This window comes from Paenibacillus sp. GCM10027628 (genome assembly GCF_042676385.1).
GTDB lineage: Bacteria > Bacillota > Bacilli > Paenibacillales > NBRC-103111 > Paenibacillus_E.
Genome location: NZ_JBHTHA010000009.1, coordinates 193,125 through 214,617, shown reverse-complemented (window position 1 = coordinate 214,617; position 21,493 = coordinate 193,125). Strand labels below are relative to the sequence as shown.

Here is a 21,493-nt window from a genome sequence, read left to right as displayed (position 1 = left end):
ATGCCCTCTTTTCTTTCCATTATTCGATCCAGGGAACAAGATTCGGGTTATCATCCAAAATTGACATATACTGCTCTTTCCAACCGTACTTCGCATCCGGATCAAACTGCATGTATCTCCGGTACTTTTCGAGCCGATGTTCCGCATTCATCCATCCGAAGTGTTTTAAACGAAGGGGGGATAGGCGATGCGGCAACTCAAAAATGTTCTCCGGGAACCGTCCACAATGCTGAGCGGTTTCCTTCCATTGGTATGTCATATGATCCCTGTAGCGAACAAGGAAAGGACGGTAACTGAAATGCGACCGCCAATAGCCATCTTCCCTGTAATGGGTCGGGCTCCAAAAATCATAGAGTCGGAAACAGAATAAATCGACATCTTTTTGCCCAATAAGTTGATGGACCTCCGCGGCGAACCGTCTTTCGAAAATTTCGTCTGCGTCTAAGCTCAGGATCCAGTCAGGATCCACGTTTATCGTTTCCTCCCATTGCTGTTTGCGCAATTCGATTTCATTCGTGAATTTGGAGGCGTCATTACGTACCAGCCGAACCGGAATGCCTTTCAGCAGGTGTTCGCACACTTCGAGCGTGTCGTCGGTGCTTCCATCGTCAATGATGACGGCCTGATTAATATATTTGCGATGCTCCTCCAATACTTGCTTTAAATAGCGGTTTGCTTCATTTTTGGCAATCATGGTCAATGTTAAAGCAGGCTGATAAAGCTTGATGAAAGGCATTGGGATTCGAGTGGCCTCTTTGTCCTGGTCCAAGTCCTCGTCGGTCACTTCCAAAAACTTGTCTGCACCTTCGAGATCCGCATCCCGGTAAATATGGTAGGCGGGATAGTGGGTATCAACGAACAAAGGGATACCCATAGCCGCGGCACGTACACAAAAGTGACGATCCTCCCCCCAGAATGAAAGGTTTTTAATAGGATTGAAATTCACACCGGAAACCATGGCATGACGGCTAATGAGTGTACAGGCGCCTAAACCTCCAACTTCGTAAACGCCCGGTATCTTTAATTGGGCAATAAACTGCTGATAACGATACGTAATTTCCTCTTCACTTAATTGTTCTCCCCTTTTTTGTTCCCATTGCTTGTACTCGTCTTGAAGCCATACTTGAGGCTGAGGTTCTGACTCCAACTGCCATTTGGTCCAAAAAACCTCCGAAACGATATCCTTATTTGCAGCGATCAGTTGATCAATCGTCCCAGGATGCAGCAGCAAATCGGAGTCAACCAGAAATAAATAATCATACTCGCTTTCGATCGCATGCCGAATCATTGCGTTCTTAAACTCGGCTACTTTCCAAATCAGTCGCTCGTTCCAAAAGTGCGTGATTTCGTTGCGAACATACTCGTCTTGCCGATCCGAACCGTGCACGGTAGCTGCGCTCACGAGCCCGGTGAATTGCTGTAGTATCTCTTTGGACTGTCTATCTGTGTTGTCGTCAATCAGCAAATAGCCGAATTCCACCTTGTCCCGCTTCAATCGAAGCAAAGACGTAAGAAACTTATAGAGAACGGGAGGCTTTTGATGGATGGGACTGCCGATTAATACCCGAATTTTTCTGTCAGTCATTTTCAGCCTCCCTTTTGACTCTGCCTAAGATGGACGCCAAATACCTATGATTATGCAAAACGCTCGAATCTGTCGGTCGATAGCGACGGGCAGCCTCATTATGATGATTCGCTAATTCGTAATCGCCGATTCGATCGTAACACACACAAAGTTGCAAATGGGGCAGCCATGTCGAGCATGCCAAATTGACCAATCCTAAGCTGTCTTTTGGCTGATCCAGTTGAGTGGCTAATTTGTACCAGAATATGGATGACTGCAAATCGTTTTGTTGTAAGAAATAATAGCCTAATCGACAACAAAAATCGGCACGGGGGCTGCTGAATTGAAAAGATCTTAGTGCAGATTCAAGCTCCTTACTCGGATCGCCGAGTCCGTGGTAACAATCCGCTAATTTCCCACAGGCTGCGATGTTATCTTCGATCCAACCTTTTCCGGTGTTGAGAAATTTCTCATAGTAACAAATCGCCAGTTCATACATCCGATGGTCGAGGAGTTCATTCGCGAAGTAATATAAATCCCGTGGAGAAAATTGTTCGCCGTTTGCCAATCGTTTTTGATATATTCTTAGATTTCTATCGCTATCATGATGGATACTGCTATGCGTAATGGCAATATCGCTATTCAGAACGTTACCATACACCTCAAGGTATTCGTGAACCGGACCTATCCATTGGAAGCCTTTGGCTCTTTTTACAAGTCTATTGCGCTTTAAGCTCGATGAAACATTTCCATACTTATCAAAGGCCAGATGGTAATTCATCGTGACGGAATCGACGGATGGGTCAAGCGTTTCTTTTAAAACGGCAAATTTTCTGCGGTCTTCTTCCATCAAGACATCGTCGGCATCCATCCAAAAAATGTACATCATGTTCGCCAGACTGAATGCATAATTACGTGCTGCAGCAAAATCTTCAATCCATTCGAAATCATAAATTTGATCCGTATATTTGCGTGTCAAAGATTTGGTTTTGTCCGTCGACCCCGTGTCAACAATAATGATTTCGTCTGCGATATCCCGAACAGAATCGAGGCATCTTTCGATGACATCCTCTTCGTTTTTTACAATCATGCAGAGACTGATGGATACCAAATTCCTCACCCCAGAAATAGGTTATTCCTGAGCAGGAGCCTTGGTGATAAAAAAACGACCAACCCCAAGTGGGTTAGCCGTTGCTAAGGCTGTATTAAAGCTCCAGTGAAAGTAATTGCTCCAATTGCATCCGCAGTTCCAACAGTAGTTACTGCCTCAAGAGAATAGGTGACGTTACCTGTACCAGGAGTTAAATCAACGTGGTCGACACTTGTGGCAATGAATTTGTCATTCCCCAATCCATGTTGATTAATGCTGAAAATAAGCGTAGCCCCGCGAAGAATTTGCAGTTGAATTGCAGCATTTCCTGACGTATCTTGCCAACCAACTATCCCTGTTAACCAAATGCGACTGCCGGCAGGAACGCTTGTTATGGTTATTGTTTTTAACGTAGTGGCTGTAGTCGTTATTGTGATTGCAGAACTGCCCGATGTATTCGGTGAGTTCTCGGAAACCTGAAATTGCTGAAAAATGCCCGTAGGGCCTGTTGGACCTGTTACTCCCGTGGGGCCCGTTACCCCAGTTGAGCCTGTTGCTCCGGTTGATCCTGTTGCTCCTGTCTGGCCCGTCACACCTGTCGGGCCCGTGGCTCCGGTCGATCCTGTTGCTCCTGTCACTCCCGTCGATCCGGTCAAACCCGTTGCCCCTGTCAGCCCCGTCGCCCCGGTCGATCCTGTTGCTCCGGTCGGTCCCGTCGCTCCTGTCGGGCCCGTCGATCCGGTCGATCCTGTCGACCCAGTCGCTCCCATCGTTCCTGTCGATCCTGTTGGGCCCGTAGCTCCAGTCGAGCCCGTCGCTCCTGTCACTCCCGTCGTTCCTGTCGGGCCCGTGGCTCCGGTCGATCCTGTTGGGCCCGTGGCTCCAGTCGAGCCCGTCGTTCCTGTCGATCCTGTTGCCCCAGTCGGACCCGTTGCTCCGGTCGAGCCCGTCGATCCGGTCTGACCCGTCGCTCCTATCGAGCCCGTCGTTCCTGTCGGACCCGTTGCTCCGGTCGAGCCTGTTGCTCCGGTCGGGCCCGTCGTTCCTGTCGGACCCGTTGCTCCGGTCGGGCCCGTTGCTCCGGTCGATCCTGTTGCTCCGGTCGGGCCCGTCGTTCCTGTCGATCCTGTCGATCCTGTTGGGCCCGTTGCTCCGGTCGATCCTGTTACTCCGGTCGGGCCCGTCGTTCCTGTCGGGCCCGTGGCTCCGGTCGATCCTGTTGGGCCCGTGGCTCCAGTCGAGCCCGTCGTTCCTGTCGATCCTGTTGCCCCAGTCGGACCCGTCGTTCCTGTCGAGCCCGTCGATCCTGTCAATCCTGTCGCCCCTGTCACTCCTGTCGATCCCGTCGTTCCTGTCGATCCTGTTGCCCCGGTCAAACCCGTTGCCCCTGTCGATCCTGTCGCACCAGTCGAACCCATCACTCCTGTCGATCCCGTCGACCCAGTCGATCCTGTCGCCCCTGTCGATCCCGTCGCACCTGTCGCTCCTGTCGATCCCGTTGCTCCAGTCGAACCTGTCACTCCCGTCGACCCCGTCACTCCAGTCGGTCCCGTCGATCCTGTCGCACCCGTCACTCCGGTCGAGCCTGTCGCACCTGTCGCCCCCGTCACTCCGGTCGATCCTGTCGATCCCGTCACTCCTGTCGGTCCCGTCACTCCCGTCGACCCAGTCGAACCTGTCGCTCCTGTCGATCCTGTCGCACCCGTCACTCCGGTCGATCCTGTCGATCCCGTCACTCCTGTCGGTCCCGTCACTCCCGTCGACCCAGTCGAACCTGTCGCTCCTGTCGATCCTGTCGCACCCGTCGCCCCTGTCGCTCCCGTCTCGCCCGTCGATCCCGTCGCTCCTGTCGATCCCGTCACACCTGTCGGGCCCGTCGCTCCTGCCGAACCCGTTGCTCCTGTCGNTGTCGCACCTGTCGCCCCCGTCACTCCGGTCGATCCTGTCGATCCCGTCACTCCTGTCGGTCCCGTCACTCCCGTCGACCCAGTCGAACCTGTCGCTCCTGTCGATCCTGTCGCACCCGTCGCCCCTGTCGCTCCCGTCTCGCCCGTCGATCCCGTCGCTCCTGTCGATCCCGTCACACCTGTCGGGCCCGTCGCTCCTGCCGAACCCGTTGCTCCTGTCGCTCCTGTCGATCCTGTCGCACCCGTCGCCCCTGTCGATCCCGTCTCGCCCGTCGATCCCGTTGCTCCAGTCGAACCTGTCACTCCCGTCGACCCCGTCACTCCCGCCAGTCCAGTTGCACCGGTCTCACCTGTTGCTCCAGTCTGTCCCGTTGCTCCCGTCGACCCAGTCGAACCTGTCGCTCCTGTCGATCCTGTCGCACCCGTCGCCCCTGTCGATCCCGTCTCGCCCGTCGATCCCGTTGCTCCAGTCGAACCTGTCACTCCCGTCGACCCCGTCACTCCCGCCAGTCCAGTTGCACCGGTCTCACCTGTTGCTCCAGTCTGTCCCGTCACACCTGTCGGACCCGTCGCCCCGGTCGCTCCTGTCCAACCCGTCACTCCCGTCGCCCCTGTCGATCCCGTCACTCCCGTCGCTCCTGTCGCACCCGTCACTCCGGTCGATCCCGTCACACCTGTCGGGCCCGTCGCTCCCGTCGACCCAGTCGAACCCGTCGCTCCTGTCGATCCTGTCGCACCCGTCTCACCTGTCGCTCCTGTCCAACCCGTCACTCCCGTCGACCCAGTCGATCCCGTCACTCCCGTCGCTCCTGTCGCACCCGTCGCCCCTGTCGATCCCGTCTCGCCCGTCGATCCCGTCGCTCCGGTCGATCCCGTCACACCTGTCGGGCCCGTCACTCCCGTCGACCCAGTCGATCCCGTCACTCCAGTCGAGCCTGTCGCACCCGTCTCACCTGTCGCTCCTGTCCAACCCGTCACTCCCGTCGACCCAGTCGATCCCGTCACTCCAGTCGAGCCTGTCGCACCCGTCTCACCTGTCGCTCCTGTCCAACCCGTCACTCCCGTCGACCCAGTCGATCCCGTCACTCCAGTCGAGCCTGTCGCACCCGTCTCACCTGTCGCTCCTGTCCAACCCGTCACTCCCGTCGCCCCAGTCTCACCTGTTGCTCCAGTCTGTCCCGTTGCTCCTGTCGACCCGGTCTCACCTGTCGCCCCGGTCGATCCCGTCGCCCCAGTCGAACCTGTCGCTCCTGTCGATCCCGTTGCTCCAGTCGAACCTGTCACTCCGGTCGACCCCGTCACTCCCGCCAGTCCAGTTGCACCGGTCTCACCTGTTGCTCCAGTCTGTCCCGTCACACCTGTCGGACCCGTCGCTCCTGTCGCTCCAGTCTCTCCAGTCTAGCCTGTAGCACCCGTTGCTCCTGTCGCTCCTGTCGATCCTGTCGCACCCGTCTCACCTGTCGCTCCTGTCCAACCCGTCACTCCCGTCGCCCCAGTCTCACCTGTCGCCCCAGTCGGTCCTGTCGCTCCTGTCGACCCCGTCGCCCCCGTCTCTCCTGTAGCTCCTGTCGATCCCGTTGCTCCTGTCGAACCTGTCACTCCCGCCAGTCCAGTTGCACCGGTCTCACCTGTCGCCCCTGTCGCCCCTGTCGCTCCTGTCGATCCTGTCGCCCCTGTCACTCCGGTCCATCCTGTCGGTCCTGTCACTCCCGTCGCCCCAGTCGCCCCAGTCGAACCCGTCGCTCCTGTCGCTCCAGTCTCACCCGTTGCTCCTGTCGAACCTGTCACTCCTGCCAGTCCAGTTGCACCGGTCTCACCTGTTGCTCCAGTCTGTCCCGTCACTCCTGCCGAACCCGTTGCTCCTGTCGAACCTGTCACTCCTGCCAGTCCAGTTGCACCGGTCTCACCTGTTGCTCCAGTCTGTCCCGTCACTCCTGCCGAACCCGTTGCTCCTGTCGACCCAGTCTCACCTGTCGACCCCGTCGACCCTGTCGGTCCTGTCGCCCCTGTCTCACCTGTTGCTCCTGTTCCTCCTGTTGCTCCAGTCGAACCCGTCGCGCCGATCGGTCCAGTTTCTCCTGTCCAACCCGTCACTCCTGTCTCGCCTGTTACGCCCGTCGATCCCGTCACTCCAGTCGGTCCCGTCGCTCCTGTCGGACCTGTCACTCCCGTCGATCCCGTTGCTCCAGTCGCCCCCGTCACTCCGGTCGAGCCTGTCGCACCCGTCGATCCCGTCACTCCAGTCGGTCCCGTAGCCCCAGTCTCACCTGTTGCTCCGGTCGATCCCGTTTCTCCTGTCCAACCCGTCACTCCTGTCTCGCCTGTTACGCCCGTCGATCCCGTCGCTCCTGTCGGTCCCGTCGCCCCAGTCGCACCAGTCGCCCCCCTCGGGGCAACCGGAATAATAATTCTTGATGAATTAAGCATACCGATGTAACTCAATGCTTGACCGATATAGCTCAGCGAGCCTGTTACTTTTTCAGCAGAACGTGCTGTTGCTTTGTTGATAGCCAATCGCCTAGCTTCTTGCAATTGTTTTATTGCAATTTTTATTTCTCTTATGCTCTTCTTTCGCAAGCGCCTTCGATTCATCTAGACCGGCTCCCGCTACCGATTCTTCTATTTTTCCGGGTACTCTTGTGAAGAGAAGATGTTCGACCCAGAAAAATAAGCGCGTCTGCAACTTTTTCCTCTGCGATCCCATACTTCCTCTTTGATATAAAATGCTTCGCTTTTTGTAACTGCCGAATTGCTGAGCTTATTATGCTAATACGTTTCCGATTATTCATCCGTCAGCTCCTCTAAGTTATGGCGGACTTCAACCATTCGATATTTTGATAACCACATTGTACGTAGAGGAAGTATGTGTAAACACGGTATTCACCTATTTCAAGCATATGAAAGTAGATTTTAGGCCTGTCTATTCTCTTTAATTTGTAATGTTTATATTTATTGGAATTTATTACTAACAAATTTGGGTTTGGGGGTAAGGTGGAGGTTAAACAATATAACAAAGGCATAACGGCTGGGATCCAATCACCTCGTTCATCCGCTAGTAAAGTAATCCGGCCGAACATTTTTGCTATCCGGATATTCTTCTCCTGATCGTCTACGAACAGGACATGGGCATTCTTCGGTAAGTATTCCGCCATTTCCATAAAAATTTGTTGATCTGGTTTGCAGTAGCCAGAAGCACTAGATACGGTAATATGCTTCAAAAATCCGCGAACTGGCGTTAAAAAAGGGGTTATCCATTCTATCCGGAAATCCCTGCAGTTTCAGCCATCTCCATCCAAAATGCTGGTGTCAAGTTAGCCGCAAGCACACCGCCAAAATCGAGAACCAGTTGAGGCTTCGCCATCTATGTTCACATCCTCATCAAGATCAATTGCAACCCCTTCATAACACGAAAGCTGCCCACTCGGGCAGCCGGAAAAATTAATGAACAAGCGCAACCATTGAGCTCTGGATAAATGCTGCATATCTTTTGGCCTCTGATGAGAGACGGGCTTCCGTGCTATTCGTAACGTTATATGTCACAAATACAGGCAAATAGGTACCATTGCATTTGGTAATCGTATTTTGTATGGGTCTTAATAATTCACTGATCGTGAACCCGTTATCTCCGCCTGAGCGATACCCATTTTCCGTACCTCCTGTTGTCGTCACAACCATAAATTCCTTCCCTTTCAAATGATCGCCCCCAGGTCCGAAAGCCCAGCCGAACGTTAACACATCATCAAACCACTTTTTCAAAAGGGGCGGGCAGCTATACCAATAAAAGGGGAACTGAAACACAATCCGGTCATAGGCCAGCAGTAATTGCTGCTCCTTCTCCACATCTATATGCCAATTCGGATACTCTTGATAAAGATTGCGAACTGCAATGTCGGCATGTTCCTGTTCCTTTAACTCCTGTACAAACGCTTGGTTTGCTCGGGATGTACTAAAATTTGGATGCGCTACGATAACCATGATTTTCATGACCATCATCCTTTCTTGTTTTCTTATCATCGAGATCGACATTCCCATTATTGTTTAGAAATTGTTTCTTGCAAAGTACGCAGTTTATTCATACTAAGTCGCATATAACGTACTATAGATGACGCTTGGTTCTCTAGATAGTACTGCAAATCGTACTATGTACGAAAAATAATAGTACTGTTGTCAATCCAGGTACTTTGATAAAGTAGCAGGTAGGAAGTTTAAAAAATCTTTGGATCAAGGGGGTGGGGACATGCAAGCGGACATTCATAAAGCCGATACTAATCAGGGAATTTTAACAACTTTGCAGGTCATCGGAGGAAAATGGAAGCCCCTCATATTGTTCATATTGCTGCATAAGGGCACCAAACGGTTTGGGGAATTGCGGCGCATGCTCCCGAACATCACACAAGGCATGCTCACCAATCAGCTCCGCGAGATGGAACGAGATGGGCTCATTGAACGCCGTGTTTATCAGGAGATTCCTCCCAAAGTCGAATATTTCATATCCGAGCACGGAAGAACGTTACATTCAGTTTTAGCGGATATGTGCGGATGGGGATTCAAACATCTTGAGTATATAAGCAGTGCTAGCGAAGAATCAGAGAACGATGGCGTAAAGGGATAAAATCCAGTTAATTTCCAGTAAGTTGAAACCGGTAGTATATAACGGGAATTTCTCCCGTTTGTTTAGCCCTATCCTGTAATCTTGGGCAAAGAACAATATCACCCTGCCGGTGATTGAAATTAGGTATAGTCAGCAGATTAGAGAATGTGGGTCGCTATTAGAGCGCCTGTTGGATATGGCCATTTGTTCTTTAATCGATCCCTAAACGGAGATTTCCCCCCTTTCAACGTCTCCCCGGGCTCTATTAGAGAATATTTGTTCTCAAATGGAGAAACGAAGGTGACGGACTCCTAAGCGTAGAAATCAGCCAAACACACACGAACATAAGACTCCAAAATAAAGCTCGTTTATCCAATCGGGCATCCTGCATATAATTTCCTAAATCAAGAAAAAGCCTACCGGTTGGTAGACTTGAAGCAATAATATTTTTACACTTTAAACACTTAAAGGGCCCTCACGAACCCCTGTTATTATTTTTTTAAGTTTTTTTCGTTCAAAAGCGGTTCATATCGATTTGCAGTTATAGTATAATAGACCTACTCTTTTCTAAAGGTCGATGATCATGCCACTTTCCAATCAGCGAGAAAATTTCCGAATCAACCTTCAGATTCCACTATCCGCGATGTTCAAAATCATCGGGATTCACAATAAAGCCACCGATACCAAATATACCAAGATTTCCATCAAGGATATTAGTTCCGGTGGCATTCGTATGCATACGCCGCTTGACCTTCCGGTCAATATGAGCCTGCTGCTCGAATTCACGTTCAAGCTCTTTAGCCAGGATATTAAGGTACTCGGCACCATTACCCGCAAAAACATGCTGCACGAGTCACTCTACGAATACGGGATTAAGTTCAGTATCGCCGATATTCAATTGGAGCAGCAGCTTATGAGTCAACTGCAGTTGCTGAGCGCCCGGTTACGGCATACGAATGTGCTCTCCAGTTGCAGCTTCTGTTCCGAAGAAGAGATGGCCGAAATCTACTCGCATCACTCCGATGCTACATAGCTGCAGCCAGTACTTCCACGAACTGCTCCAGATACCGCTGATCGATCTCATCGAATCGATTCTTGATCGGACTGTCGATATCCAGCACGCCTAGCAGCTCGCTTCCCTTTAGAATCGGGACGACAATCTCCGATTGCGACGCAGCATCACAGGCAATATGCCCAGGAAACTCGTGAACATCCGGCACACGTACAGTTTCCCGGTTCTGCGCCGACGTTCCGCATACCCCCTTGCCAAGGGGAATTCGCACGCAAGCCGGCAGCCCTTGGAACGGCCCTAACACAAGCCCCTTTTCCGACTCATCCAGCAAGTAAAAACCTACCCAATTAATCTCGCCCAAAAATTGCTGCAGCAGCGCCGCCGCATTCGCCAAATTGGCAATTCTATTCGGCTCTTCATGAATGAGCGCCTCCAACTGCTGAATCAGCAGCGTGTAATTCTCTTCTCTTGTTCCTGCGTACATTGATTTTGTAAACATATATGAATCCTCCCGCTTTCTACCGCTGCATTTTAATTCGTCTTAAAGAGCCGTTCTACCTCATCGGAGGGTAATGGTTCACTAAAGAAATAGCCTTGTCCTACATGGCATTGATATTTCTTTAAAGCAAGAAGCTGTTGCTCGTTTTCTACGCCCTCGGCGATTACATGAATGCCCAGGTGGTTTCCCATATCGATGATCGTTTTTATGATCGCTTTATCTTTAGGGTTCGTTGTGATCTCATCTACGAAGGATTTATCAATCTTAATATGATCAATGGGCAAATGCTTAAGATAACTTAATGACGAATAACCCGTTCCAAAATCATCTATGGCAATCTGAACCCCCAGCTTCTTTAATTCGCTCAGAATAAAAGAAGATTCCTTTACATCCTGCATGATGGTCTCGGTAACCTCAATTTCAAGATAGTTAGGATCGAGGCCTGTCTCTTGGAGGACCTGAGAAACGATTGTAATGAGGTTACTATCCAGACATTGACGCGGCGAGATGTTAACCGCAATACCCAGTTTGGAAAACCCCTCCTCATGCCACTTCTTCATTTGTCGGCATGCTTCCTGCAATACCCATCTGCCAATAGGTACAATAAGCCCCGTCTCTTCAGCAATCGATATGAATCTGAGCGGTGACACTAAGCCCCATTCAGGGTGCTGCCATCGGACCAAAGCCTCTAATCCAATGATCTCGCCGGAATGCAAGTTGACTTTCGGTTGATAATGAATGATAAATTCGCGATGTTCCATCGCCTTTCTTAACGCATTCTCAACATTCAATTTTTGAGAATCTTCAATATCCAGCGTTTCGCTATAGAAACGGTAGCTATTTCCGCCTTGCCTTTTAATATTATACATGGAAATATCCGCAAATCTAATCAATGTTTCCGCATCGTCTCCATGAATGGGATACATACTAATTCCCATACTGAGAGAGCTAAAAAGCTCATGGCCTTCAATGAACAACGGCTTGGAAAATCCCCCAATGATCCGTTCCGCTAATTCACTAACTTCGGCCTCATTCGCAGGACCGATGACTATGCAAAATTCGTCGCCGCCATGGCGATAAACCGTCCCATTTTTATCCACAAGTTGGTTTAATCGATGGGAGACTTGCTTCAAAAATAAATCCCCGATGCTGTGTCCCATCGTATCATTAATAAATTTAAATCGATCCAAATCAACGAATACAACAGCAACCGCAGTACTGGAATGCTTTGCTTTTTCGATGTGTTCGGTCAACTGTTTATAGAACATCGCCCTGTTCGGCAGTTCGGTCAATTCATCATAATAGGCCATAAACTTGATTTTTTCTTCGCTTTTCCTGCGCTGTGTTATGTCTTGTACGACGGAAAGATAAGCCTTCTCCCCGTTATAATGGATCTCCGTCAAAGAGGATTCAACAACGATGATTTGTCCATCCAGGCGCCTTACTGGATATTCAAAAGGTTCGGCCGCATGCCTCTCTGCGCTGACTTCCCGATGGCGCTGAGCGATGATTTCCGAGTAATCTCCGTGAACTAAATCATATGCGGATTTACCCACAACTTCTTCCGGAGCAGCCGCACCCATTAGATTGAGACCTGCCTTATTCACATAAATGATTTGCCCTTGGGTTTCAACGCATATCGCATTCGGAGAGATCTCAACCAATTGACGGTATCGTTCCTCGCTCTTTCCAAGCTCTTCATGTTTTTCCTGCAGCTCTCGTAGCAAGTCATGATTGTCCATCATAATAAAAATCTGCCGTACAATGATTAGAAGCATAACCACGATTAGACCGATTTCAAGCGAGTTCATACGCTGGTTCCACTCGTTAAGCAGTACTAAGGCTAGTAGTACAATGACACTCGCATACGGAACCATTTTAAATCCATGTCTAACCTTTGAGTATTCCTTGGGTCCGGCCCATTGAGCGTTGGAATCATGTTCTGCATAACTACCGGCGATTCCGTTAAAGAGTAGGGGAAAGATCCATAAAGGGTCAATGTAACTTCCCGGAAAATATCGGCCTGTTGAGATTAAATAACTATGAATCGTATCTGCGATAATCTGAACAAAAAGTCCGCATGTAAGCAGCAATAATTTTTTCTTATGTATGCTGTACGACATAGCATCGTACAAGCTAATCGTAGCGAAGAGAAATCCCAAGTCGAAAACAGGATAAGCGATCGAAACAATTAAGCCCGGTATGGAATGTTGCGTCGATGCCAAGATGGGTTGGATCAGAAAATGTACACTAAGGGTAGAAGCCGTAACCATAAAAATACCCATATTAAAAATAGAGCGAAGTTTGGATTTGCCTTTGATCAGCATCAATTTATAGATCAACGCGATCATAAATAGGCCATACTGAACTAACCAAAAAAAATCCGCCCAGCTTGGGTAATGGTTCACGCCATTAGCATGCAGTTGATCGGAAAACCAAATGCCCTGAGCAACAATGAAAGACAATGTGCCTATACTTAGCAACAGCCAAAAATATCTTGGTTTCCGAGTCATGCTCCGGTACGTCCGGAACAACCAATAAAAGCTTATAACTCCCCCAATGATCGGAAAGAGATTTATGCCCATCATTCGCATAAGTCCATGGTCCCGGAAAACATAAAGCCATATATAGAACGCTAAGATGTAGATAAATGTGAAAAACAGGGCCTGTTTCCGCATATGTGTTTAACCCCCGGGTTCATGACAATGATGCCTATCTTTCCAAGCAAAAACGATCGTTCCTTATATCTACTTTATTATTCATTCGATAAATAGTCTGTATGAAAATTGTGGAAATAAAAGAGTTGTTCTTCTCACCTGTAAAGATGATAAATATCGTTAGATACGCGACTGCAACATCCCGACATGTCTGTAACGATGATAAGCATCTTTCCAGCTTCGCTCAGCGTACAAACCTGCTTTTTTCTGTGTCTGTAAGCATTCAAAACATCGTTAGTGACACGACTTCATTTCCACTCACCACTGTAACGATAAAAATCACCTTTCCAGCTTTGCACGTGCTGTTTGTTGTTGCACCCTAAGCGCATCAGTACGTTTGTCACCATTTTTTAAGCATACTCAAAATTTCTTGAAAAGGGTATCTCTAACGAGGACGAAAAAAAGCAGCCGGCACCTTTGCCAACTGCCCTCTTGACTTATTTTTGCCCGTAATACGCATTCGCCCCGTGCTTCCGCAAGAAATGCCGATCGAGCAGCGTTTGATCCATCGGCTCGACGTTCGGATTCAAGTGAAACGTGCGATAGGCAATCTTCGCCACTTCTTCCAAAACGACGGCGTTGTGTACGGCATTGTGCGGGTCTTTGCCCCAACTGAACGGTGCATGGCAATTGACCAGCACACCTGGGATCATCGCCGGATCTTTATCTTGGAACGTCTCGATGATCACGTTCCCGGTCTCCAGCTCGTAAGCGCCTTGTATCTCGGCTTCTGTCATCAGCCGTGTGCAGGGTACTCCGCCGTAGAAGTAATCTGCATGTGTCGTGCCGAGCGCCGGAATGCTCCTTCCCGCTTGCGCCCAAGTCGTCGCCCACGACGAATGGGTATGCACGATGCCGCCTATCGCAGGAAACGCACGGTACAAGGCGAGATGCGTAGGCGTATCCGAGGAAGGCCTCAGCTTCCCTTCGACAATGTTGCCCTCCAGATCTAAGACAACTAGATCCTCGGCCTTTAGCTCCTCGTAAGGCACTCCGCTTGGTTTGATAACAACAAGCCCCTGCTCCCGGTCAATGCCGCTGACATTGCCCCATGTAAACGTGACTAATCGATATCTCGGCAGATCCAGATTCGCTTCCAAAACCGCCTGCTTCAATGTCTTCAGCACCTAAGATCAACACCCTCCGATAAAATGTACGTATGATTTCTCATTATACACTTGTACGTACATGTTATCTAGATAGATTTGAAAATAAGTTTATTCACATTAACTTGTATGTACCTTGTCCAACCCAATTAAGAATGAATAATAGAAAATACGAGCGTCTTGCCGTCTGGCTCCAAACGCGTTTCCACCGAATAGCTGCCAATTTGCTTCGTTGTCGTTTCCAATACACCATCCGAAGCAGCCTTAGCACATACTTCCGTAAAATGACGATAGAACGTCTCCGCATCATAACCGAACAAGAAGTTGGTAAATTTGCGTATACTCTCCTGGTTTCGCGCCAATGTGCCGTCTTCCAGACGTACCGTCACTCCATAGGTTGCGAATTGAGGGTCAAGCCATAACGAAGCTTCGTTCCCGTTGCGTGCTTCAGCCGTAACGCCATTCATGGCTTGACTCTTGGCATCCGAATCCCGGAACAGCCGCAGCGTCGTTTCTTCCAAATCGTAGTTCGTTCCGCGCAGCTTGCCTGCCTCCTCCATCACCTCATAGGCTTGCAGCATGCGCTGGTCCGGGAAAATCAGTTTCTTATAGCTGCCATCCTTTGTCGGAACGACTTTGATGAACGAGTTGCCGCTGCTGCTTACATGAATGCGTTTCGCTTTATTTTGCAAGCGGGCAATGATCTGCAGCGCCTCCGCGCGCGTAACGAAACGTCCCACGCCGAAATACCCGTTCGGGTACCCTTCCATAAGCCCCTTGGTCATCGATTCACCGATAAACTTCTGTTGTCTGGCGGTAGCGCTTTGAAAATCCCCGAATTGAGAAGCCATCTTCAGGCTATAAACCTCGTCTTCCAGGTATTCCGTTTCCTTGAGGAAATAGTATAAGATTTCAGCGACGTCCTCACGTTTCAAATTCGCTTTATAATCGGGAAACTGTCCTTTGCTTATAAAATGAAGGTCGCTGGCCAGATCCAAATATGGCTTAGCCCAATAGCCTACCGTATTCGGTTTGAACGTAAAATCCCGATAATCCTGCTGCAAAATGCTCCGACTGCTGCTGCTAAGCGCTTGCAGAAACTCCGGTTTCCAATTCCGTTCGCCATTCGGATACATATCCGTAAAGGCTAGCAGCACGATCTTGACGAACTGATCCGCCGTTACCGTATCTTCCGGCCGAAAAGTCCCATCCGGAAACCCATCCAGCAGCCCTTGCTGCGCCATCTGACCAATGGTTTGTTCGGCCCAGTGACCCCGAACGTCTTTAAATCCTGCAGCCTCGCTCTTCCCCTGTACGACACCTATTGACATTACGCAACATATTGTTGCTGCTGCGACCCATTTCTTTATACTCATCAACTTTAACTCTCCGCTCTCCTTGGTTTTATTGTACATACACACCCTTCCTAGGATAAGCTCTTCACCAACCTTTGAAAACCTGCTAAAAGCCTAGAAGCCAGAACACGCTGGAACTACTCGCATTAGGACTATAGTTGCTCCGATCCGAAAAAAATGCTTGAACAGGCAGCGCCCTGTCCAAGCATTAATGATTTCAATCCAATAAAAGATTGTCCAACTGCATACCTTCGTTAACCGATCTTCAATCCCGCTCCCATCATTTTTGTTGAATTATAGTAGCGAAGCCAATCGGCAACATACAACATTTTCATCAAATAATCAGGTACGTTCCCTTGCAAAGACTTATATTTCTCCTGCTGGAGCAGTTGGTGCATCTCCCAACTTTTCATGTAGATCGCTCTGATAAATGCTTCTTCGGTTTGCGGCTTATGAAGATCGGTCCCACGCGAAAGCTCGATTTCCTCGATAATTGCTCCCCTATAGTAAGGATGCACATTCACTTGTTGTCCCATATCGATATAGGCAAGTCCTGTAAATTCAAAAGGCAACCAAATCAAGTTCGTTTTCTTATCACTAAGCTTAACCGTATAGGCAAGTCCCATGTTCAGTGCAACCGGCTGCGGATAATTGTTAATGTGTCCGGATCGGATATGATCCCAGATATGTTCAACGAAATTCATGGTGTTTTCCTCTTCCCTTTGGGACCGATTGAATATCCAATGTGTTCATGTCCTTACTTTTCATATTGAGCGTTGATGACTTCAGTTGTCAAGACCAATCAGGCAAAAGTAGGCATGGAAGTAAATTTGAACATTCAACCGAGTTGGAACAGGCATTAGCCATCCCCGCTTGCCTTCTATACATTAAAGCGCGCGACTGCCCCATGGAGCGCTTGCGCAGTCTCCGACAGGTGAGTCACCGAACCGTCAATCGCTTTCATTGCATGCAGCTGATCCTGCGTATGGGACACGATCGCTTGAGACTGCAAGGCGGCTTGCTTAGCCAGATTCGCCATCTCCGCAATCGAAGCGGATACCTCCTCCGCTCCTGCCGACATTTCCTCCGAAGAAGCTGATAGCTCTTGTACCTGCTCGGAAATGTTTTCGATGGCGCGCAGAATTCCCCCAAACAGTGCACCCGATTGCTGAATAAACTCGACACCTTTCTGAACCTCGTCTTTCATGCCCTGCATGGATGCCACGGATGCTGCAGCATCCTCCTGTACACCTTGAATAATTTGATTGATTTGAGCTGTAGATTGGACCGCTTGCTCGGCAAGCTTTCGCACTTCGGCGGCGACAACGGCGAAGCCTCTGCCATGCTCACCGGCTCTGGCCGCTTCGATGGAAGCATTAAGGGCGAGCAGATTCGTCTGCCCGGCAATACCGGTAATCACATCGACAATGTGATGGATTTCTTGGGATCTTTCCCCCACGCGATCGATGATGCGTGTTGATGCCTGCACCGATTGTTCGATTCGGTGCATCTGTTCAATCGAGTGAGCGATGGAAGCATGGCCACGCTTGGCGTCCGCCTCGGCGTCCAGAGAAGCTCCCGCGACAGAGGAAGAAGATTCGGCGATTCGCAGAATGCCGGACGCCATCTCTTCCATCGCGCGGGCGCTTTCCGAAGCGCCGACATCTTGCGAGGCATTGCCGGCAGCGACCACATCGATCGCTTTGGCGATTTCGCCGGATGCCTGCATCGTTTGCCGGGCATGGGAAGCCAGCTGTTCGCTGGACTTGCGGACAGCCTCCGCATTCGCCGTCGCCTCATACAGTAAGGCGCGCAGCTGCTGCACCATTTCGTTGCAAGCATCGATCAGCTGGCCGGTTTCGTCTTTGCTTTTGCCGTCCAACCGCGCAGTCAGATCGCCTTGCGCAACGCGACGGAGAAAGCCGACCGCTCGGCCGAGCGGCTTCGTGATCATTCGCTCTAACGCAAAAGCCAAGACGAGTCCAATGATGACGACGCTTATACTGGAGATTAGCAATGTCTGGACGAGCCTGGACATGCTCCCTTGGAGTGAGTTCTGCGCTTCCGTATAACCACGGTCATAATCAACGATAAATTGGTCGACCAATTCAAAGATGCGGTTTTTCGCTACATCCGTTGCGTCGTCCACTTGCTTGTATTCCTTTTTTAACTGCTGCGGCGAGTAGTGGTCCTGCTGGTTGTAAACAGCGATCACATTATCGAATATCGCCACGTACGCTTGACTTTGCTTGGAAAGTTCTTGTGCCCATTGACGCTGCTCGTCGGTATGAGCGAATGCCGTTATTTGGTCTACCATCTCAAGAAATGGCTTGGCATTATCCCGGTATTCCTGGATCACATCGGGATTATTATTAATAATCAGGTCAGCTTGGTTGCTGTACAGCAGGCCTACCATACTTTTCAAGGAAAGTGCGGCCTTCTCGTTCACCATACTTGCTGTCTGCCCGTCTACGCTCGACTTCGTCGACTGAACCATCTGGTAAGAAAGCCCTGCTGATAGCATAAATAACAACATTAAAGCAATAAAACTGATCAGGAACTTAAAGCGTATCGAATGAACAAAAGAAACCACGAACCGCACCACCTCAGCGAAGAGAATATTACATTTTCGATTCTCCCCCTAAGCCCTGGTATCCTCCCTTTTTCGACTTACATTATTTCCCATCAAAAGCCCCCGCTGTAAGACCCATAATCAACTTGGCTCCCGAATGATATAAAAGAACGGACTCCGGGTTATTTGTCCATGTTCATGGAATTCAATTTATCCGGATTCCGCATAAAAAATATGCGGTGCACGCGACCGTCCGCATCCAGTTCAACATTCATTGCGGTTACAATTTTGCCCTCGCTGGTAACAATAATGCCGCTTTGGCCATTCATATTCACCAAATGATATTGATAAATCCCTTGATGCTTGGCAGAGATGCCAAATAGAAATTTCAATACGCGTTCCCTTCCCAAAATTGGATTTAGTGCCGCTACGGCTTTGCCTCCGCCATCCGAATAAAGGATAACATCTTCGGACAGAGAACGAATCAATTCATCAAGGTTGCCCGTGCTGGACGCGTGAAGAAACTGCTGCGCCAAGCTTTGGGCTTGCTCATCCGCATGCACCGCAGGCGCTCCCTCCTCTTGAAGCTTCCGCTTCAGACGGCTGAAAATTTGCCGGCAGTTGGCTTCGGATTTGCCGACGATTTCACCAATATCCGCATACTCGTACTCGAATGCTTCACGCAAAATAAATACAGCGCGTTCCACCGGTGTCAGCTTCTCCAGATACACCATGAATGCATAGGAAAAGGTTTCATCTCGTTCGATAGCTTGAAGAGGATTGTCCTCATGCAGCAATAAGGGTTCAGGCAGCCAATCGCCGACGTAGAGCTCTCTTCGTTTGCGGGCTGATTGCGCGTAGTCGATGCAGCGGTTCGTAACCATTTTGCAAAGGTACGCTTTCGCATGCTGCACTTGATCATCCCGTAGCTGCTGCGCGTGCATGAAAGTATCTTGTACCATATCCTCGGCATCCGCTACGGACCCGAGCATGCGATAGGCAATGGAGAACAACAAAGGCTTATAGTCATTATATAAATTGGCGATATCCACGTTTATTCACTCCTTAGCGTATTGCTCAGCAAAACTGACTTCACACGAGTTCGCTTAAAGTTAAGTATACCTGTTGCCATACATTACGCCAATGTTGACGATGTCTGCGGCGCTTTTGTGACTTTCAAATTTTTTTTGGGTTCTGCGAACTTTTTTGGGCCTAATAACGTCTAATTCAGAGAGGTGAGAGTATGGAGACGACCGGTGTCCATGTATTTGAATATTTGAAGTATGTATCTGAAACAACCGATCAGAAGGCGATCCTCCGCAATTTAATGGAAGCCTACGGGAATGATGTTTGGAATTATGCATTTAGTATTTGCCGTAATATGGATTTGGCCGATGACATTACACAAGATGCTTTCCTAAAAGTATATCGCAATTTGACGACATTCCGCGGCGAAGCTTCCGTGAAGACCTGGCTGCTCACCATAACGCGCAATACCGCTTATGACTATTTACGCAAAGCTTTCTGGCGCAAAGTCACGCTCGTCGGGTTTATTCAGTCTACCGGAACCTCACAATCCGCTGAGAACGAAGCGATGGAGAAACTTTATGCCAGTGATATATGGAAAAAAGTGATTTCTCTGCCTCCCAAGTATCGAGAAATTCTGATTTTGCATGCTCATTATCAACTCTCGACCAAGGAAATGGCAGCCGTTCTTAACATTTCGGAGGGGACTGTGAAATCCAGACTCCATCATGCCAGATTGAAGGTGATCGGGCTGAAGGAGCGTGAAGCGCGTGAACTCTCCTGATCCGGATGATTTACATAAGGAAATGGAATCCGGGCCGCTTCAAGAATCGCGGTTTACCGCAAAGCTTCAGCGGGACATTGAGCAAGCGGTCGACCGCAAGGATCATGCCAAGCCCAGGGTAAAATTGTATCTATGCTTCGCCGGGATTGGCGCTATCGTGTCCGCTGCGCTGTTCTTCCCTTGGGGAACCATTTATACGAAGAGCAATGCGATCTCTGCCAACGAAGTTCCCATTGAAGCGATAGCACAATCGTATATCCCCTCCCCCGCGCCGATCAGCACAGCACTGTTAATCGGGTTGCGCACGGAGCACGAGTCCAAAGACAGCAAGCGTACGCTGAGTCCGCTCCGTTACAGCACATACCGGACGATGCTGATCGCTCCCATTCGCGGCAAGCTGCAAAAGACGTCTGAAGGCAGCGGGATTCTTATGCCCTACAAGCAAAATTTTTGGAAAATTGATTCTCTAACCAACAAAACGAAAACCGACGAATTCCATTATTTGTCCGCGCACCTGGCAGATCAACCGGTTAAAGAGGAAACCTTCGCCGATAATCCGAACGAAGAGCTCAATCATGTAGAGACATTGGTATTTGCAGGAAATCAGTACTTGTCCGTTGCCGAAACGGAGGAGTCTTGGAGCGGTAACGCGCCTTATCAAGCCAATCGGATTTGGGTACGAACCCTGCCTCAGCTGAAAGAGGGGCATACCACCCAGTTCTATAATAAACCCGCGGATAAGAACCATGTATCGATCGTCGATCTTTACGGAACGAGCATAAGTGCGGTGTTGGGCAATCTCGCTTCATCGTTAAGACTCCCTAAGGATCCTTTAACCGAGATTTCCGGTCAAAGCTGGACCATACAGCGCGAGCCCGGACGCTGGGTCGGCAAAGTCGCAGAAACAACGCGTAACGACTCTCGGAGTCCCGACCGTTATGTTCTTCACGACTTCCCGCGCGACCTGCCGGACAAAGTCGTCAACCATGACGAGCTCTGCTGCTCCTGGAACGACATTCAGTCATCCTGGCCGAATGCAAGCGATGCGCTGACTTCGCCGATGAACGACATGATCGTCATCTTCGAAGGAGGCAAGCTCAAGTTCTACCCATACGGCCAAGCGCCAAATAACGATCCGCAGCTGACCGTCGACCTGCAGCCCGGCGAACAGCTCGTGATGGCCCAATGGGCCACTGACCACTACGTTCAGGAGTGGATCGACAAAGTCGGCCGATATTTATCCTACGATAAGAGTCAATGAGCGTATTTT

Annotated in this window: 16 protein-coding genes; 4 read left to right on the top strand and 12 right to left on the bottom strand. The window is 49.8% G+C overall.

The features are described from left to right. Positions 1-19 precede the first annotated feature (19 nt). From ACFQZT_RS10845 to ACFQZT_RS10820, 5 genes are all read right to left on the bottom strand, one after another. A complete protein-coding gene (locus ACFQZT_RS10845) occupies positions 20-1,585 on the bottom strand; it encodes a glycosyltransferase family 2 protein (RefSeq protein ID WP_379299509.1) in 1,566 nt (521 codons plus the stop codon). Continuing rightward, entirely contained in the window at positions 1,578-2,675 is a 1,098-nt protein-coding gene (locus ACFQZT_RS10840) for a tetratricopeptide repeat-containing glycosyltransferase family 2 protein (RefSeq protein ID WP_379299507.1), read from the bottom strand. The genes ACFQZT_RS10845 and ACFQZT_RS10840 overlap by 8 nt, the downstream gene beginning before the upstream one ends. Positions 2,676-2,758: 83 nt before the next feature. Next, entirely contained in the window at positions 2,759-5,458 is a 2,700-nt protein-coding gene (locus ACFQZT_RS10835) for a beta strand repeat-containing protein (protein WP_460871895.1), read from the bottom strand. A gap of 501 nt (positions 5,459-5,959) precedes the next feature. Next, positions 5,960-7,153 (bottom strand): hypothetical protein, encoded by a 1,194-nt coding sequence (locus ACFQZT_RS10825; protein WP_379299505.1) that lies wholly within the window; start codon positions 7,151-7,153, stop codon positions 5,960-5,962. 846 nt (positions 7,154-7,999) lie between these two features. Continuing rightward, on the bottom strand, positions 8,000-8,545 hold the full coding sequence (locus ACFQZT_RS10820; protein ID WP_379299503.1) for an NAD(P)H-dependent oxidoreductase: 546 nt from the start codon (positions 8,543-8,545) through the stop codon (positions 8,000-8,002). A 253-nt stretch (positions 8,546-8,798) separates the two neighbouring features. Here ACFQZT_RS10820 and ACFQZT_RS10815 point away from each other — a divergent pair, with 253 nt between their 5' ends. Both ACFQZT_RS10815 and ACFQZT_RS10810 read left to right on the top strand, forming a co-directional pair. Next, positions 8,799-9,173, top strand: coding sequence for a winged helix-turn-helix transcriptional regulator (locus ACFQZT_RS10815; protein ID WP_379299501.1), 375 nt, complete (start codon positions 8,799-8,801; stop codon positions 9,171-9,173). A 562-nt stretch (positions 9,174-9,735) separates the two neighbouring features. Then, positions 9,736-10,185 (top strand): PilZ domain-containing protein, encoded by a 450-nt coding sequence (locus ACFQZT_RS10810; RefSeq protein ID WP_379299499.1) that lies wholly within the window; start codon positions 9,736-9,738, stop codon positions 10,183-10,185. Here the strand turns inward: ACFQZT_RS10810 and ACFQZT_RS10805 are convergent. The 7 genes from ACFQZT_RS10805 to ACFQZT_RS10775 form a co-directional block, all read right to left on the bottom strand. Next, positions 10,178-10,663, bottom strand: coding sequence for a GAF domain-containing protein (locus ACFQZT_RS10805; protein ID WP_379299497.1), 486 nt, complete (start codon positions 10,661-10,663; stop codon positions 10,178-10,180). The two genes, ACFQZT_RS10810 and ACFQZT_RS10805, sit on opposite strands and share 8 nt — an antisense overlap. Positions 10,664-10,695: 32 nt before the next feature. Beyond that, a complete protein-coding gene (locus ACFQZT_RS10800; RefSeq protein ID WP_379299495.1) occupies positions 10,696-13,341 on the bottom strand; it encodes a DUF4084 domain-containing protein in 2,646 nt (881 codons plus the stop codon). Between the two features lie 476 nt (positions 13,342-13,817). Beyond that, positions 13,818-14,507 carry an L-ribulose-5-phosphate 4-epimerase gene (araD, locus tag ACFQZT_RS10795; RefSeq protein WP_379299493.1) on the bottom strand — a complete coding sequence of 230 codons (690 nt, stop codon included), beginning with the start codon at positions 14,505-14,507 and terminating at the stop codon, positions 13,818-13,820. 128 nt (positions 14,508-14,635) lie between these two features. Continuing rightward, complete coding sequence (locus ACFQZT_RS10790) at positions 14,636-15,862, bottom strand: S-layer homology domain-containing protein (RefSeq protein WP_379299491.1); 1,227 nt, start codon at positions 15,860-15,862, stop codon at positions 14,636-14,638. 233 nt (positions 15,863-16,095) lie between these two features. Then, complete coding sequence (locus tag ACFQZT_RS10785; RefSeq protein ID WP_379299489.1) at positions 16,096-16,545, bottom strand: hypothetical protein; 450 nt, start codon at positions 16,543-16,545, stop codon at positions 16,096-16,098. A gap of 176 nt (positions 16,546-16,721) precedes the next feature. Then, the gene (locus ACFQZT_RS10780) at positions 16,722-18,434 is read right to left on the bottom strand and encodes a methyl-accepting chemotaxis protein (RefSeq protein ID WP_379299487.1); all 1,713 of its coding nucleotides are present in this window, start codon (positions 18,432-18,434) and stop codon (positions 16,722-16,724) included. Positions 18,435-18,595: 161 nt separating this feature from the next. Further along, a complete protein-coding gene (locus tag ACFQZT_RS10775; RefSeq protein ID WP_379299485.1) occupies positions 18,596-19,465 on the bottom strand; it encodes an RNA polymerase sigma-70 factor in 870 nt (289 codons plus the stop codon). Between the two features lie 191 nt (positions 19,466-19,656). Between ACFQZT_RS10775 and ACFQZT_RS10770 the strand changes: the two genes are divergently transcribed. Further along, on the top strand, positions 19,657-20,223 hold the full coding sequence (locus ACFQZT_RS10770) for an RNA polymerase sigma factor (protein WP_379299483.1): 567 nt from the start codon (positions 19,657-19,659) through the stop codon (positions 20,221-20,223). After that, entirely contained in the window at positions 20,210-21,484 is a 1,275-nt protein-coding gene (locus ACFQZT_RS10765) for a hypothetical protein (RefSeq protein ID WP_379299481.1), read from the top strand. Before ACFQZT_RS10770 ends, ACFQZT_RS10765 begins: the two co-directional genes overlap by 14 nt. Positions 21,485-21,493 lie beyond the last annotated feature (9 nt).

Coding starts and splice junctions, on each gene's coding strand:
- ACFQZT_RS10810 (WP_379299499.1), top strand. CDS start 9,736: ATGCCACTTTCCAATCAGCGAGAAAATTTCCGAATCAACCTTCAGATT.
- ACFQZT_RS10815 (WP_379299501.1), top strand. CDS start 8,799: ATGCAAGCGGACATTCATAAAGCCGATACTAATCAGGGAATTTTAACA.
- ACFQZT_RS10820 (WP_379299503.1), bottom strand. CDS start 8,545: ATGAAAATCATGGTTATCGTAGCGCATCCAAATTTTAGTACATCCCGA.
- ACFQZT_RS10785 (WP_379299489.1), bottom strand. CDS start 16,545: ATGAATTTCGTTGAACATATCTGGGATCATATCCGATCCGGACACATT.
- ACFQZT_RS10805 (WP_379299497.1), bottom strand. CDS start 10,663: ATGTTTACAAAATCAATGTACGCAGGAACAAGAGAAGAGAATTACACG.
- ACFQZT_RS10790 (WP_379299491.1), bottom strand. CDS start 15,862: ATGAGTATAAAGAAATGGGTCGCAGCAGCAACAATATGTTGCGTAATG.
- ACFQZT_RS10825 (WP_379299505.1), bottom strand. CDS start 7,153: ATGAATCGAAGGCGCTTGCGAAAGAAGAGCATAAGAGAAATAAAAATT.
- ACFQZT_RS10800 (WP_379299495.1), bottom strand. CDS start 13,341: ATGCGGAAACAGGCCCTGTTTTTCACATTTATCTACATCTTAGCGTTC.
- ACFQZT_RS10770 (WP_379299483.1), top strand. CDS start 19,657: ATGGAGACGACCGGTGTCCATGTATTTGAATATTTGAAGTATGTATCT.
- ACFQZT_RS10845 (WP_379299509.1), bottom strand. CDS start 1,585: ATGACTGACAGAAAAATTCGGGTATTAATCGGCAGTCCCATCCATCAA.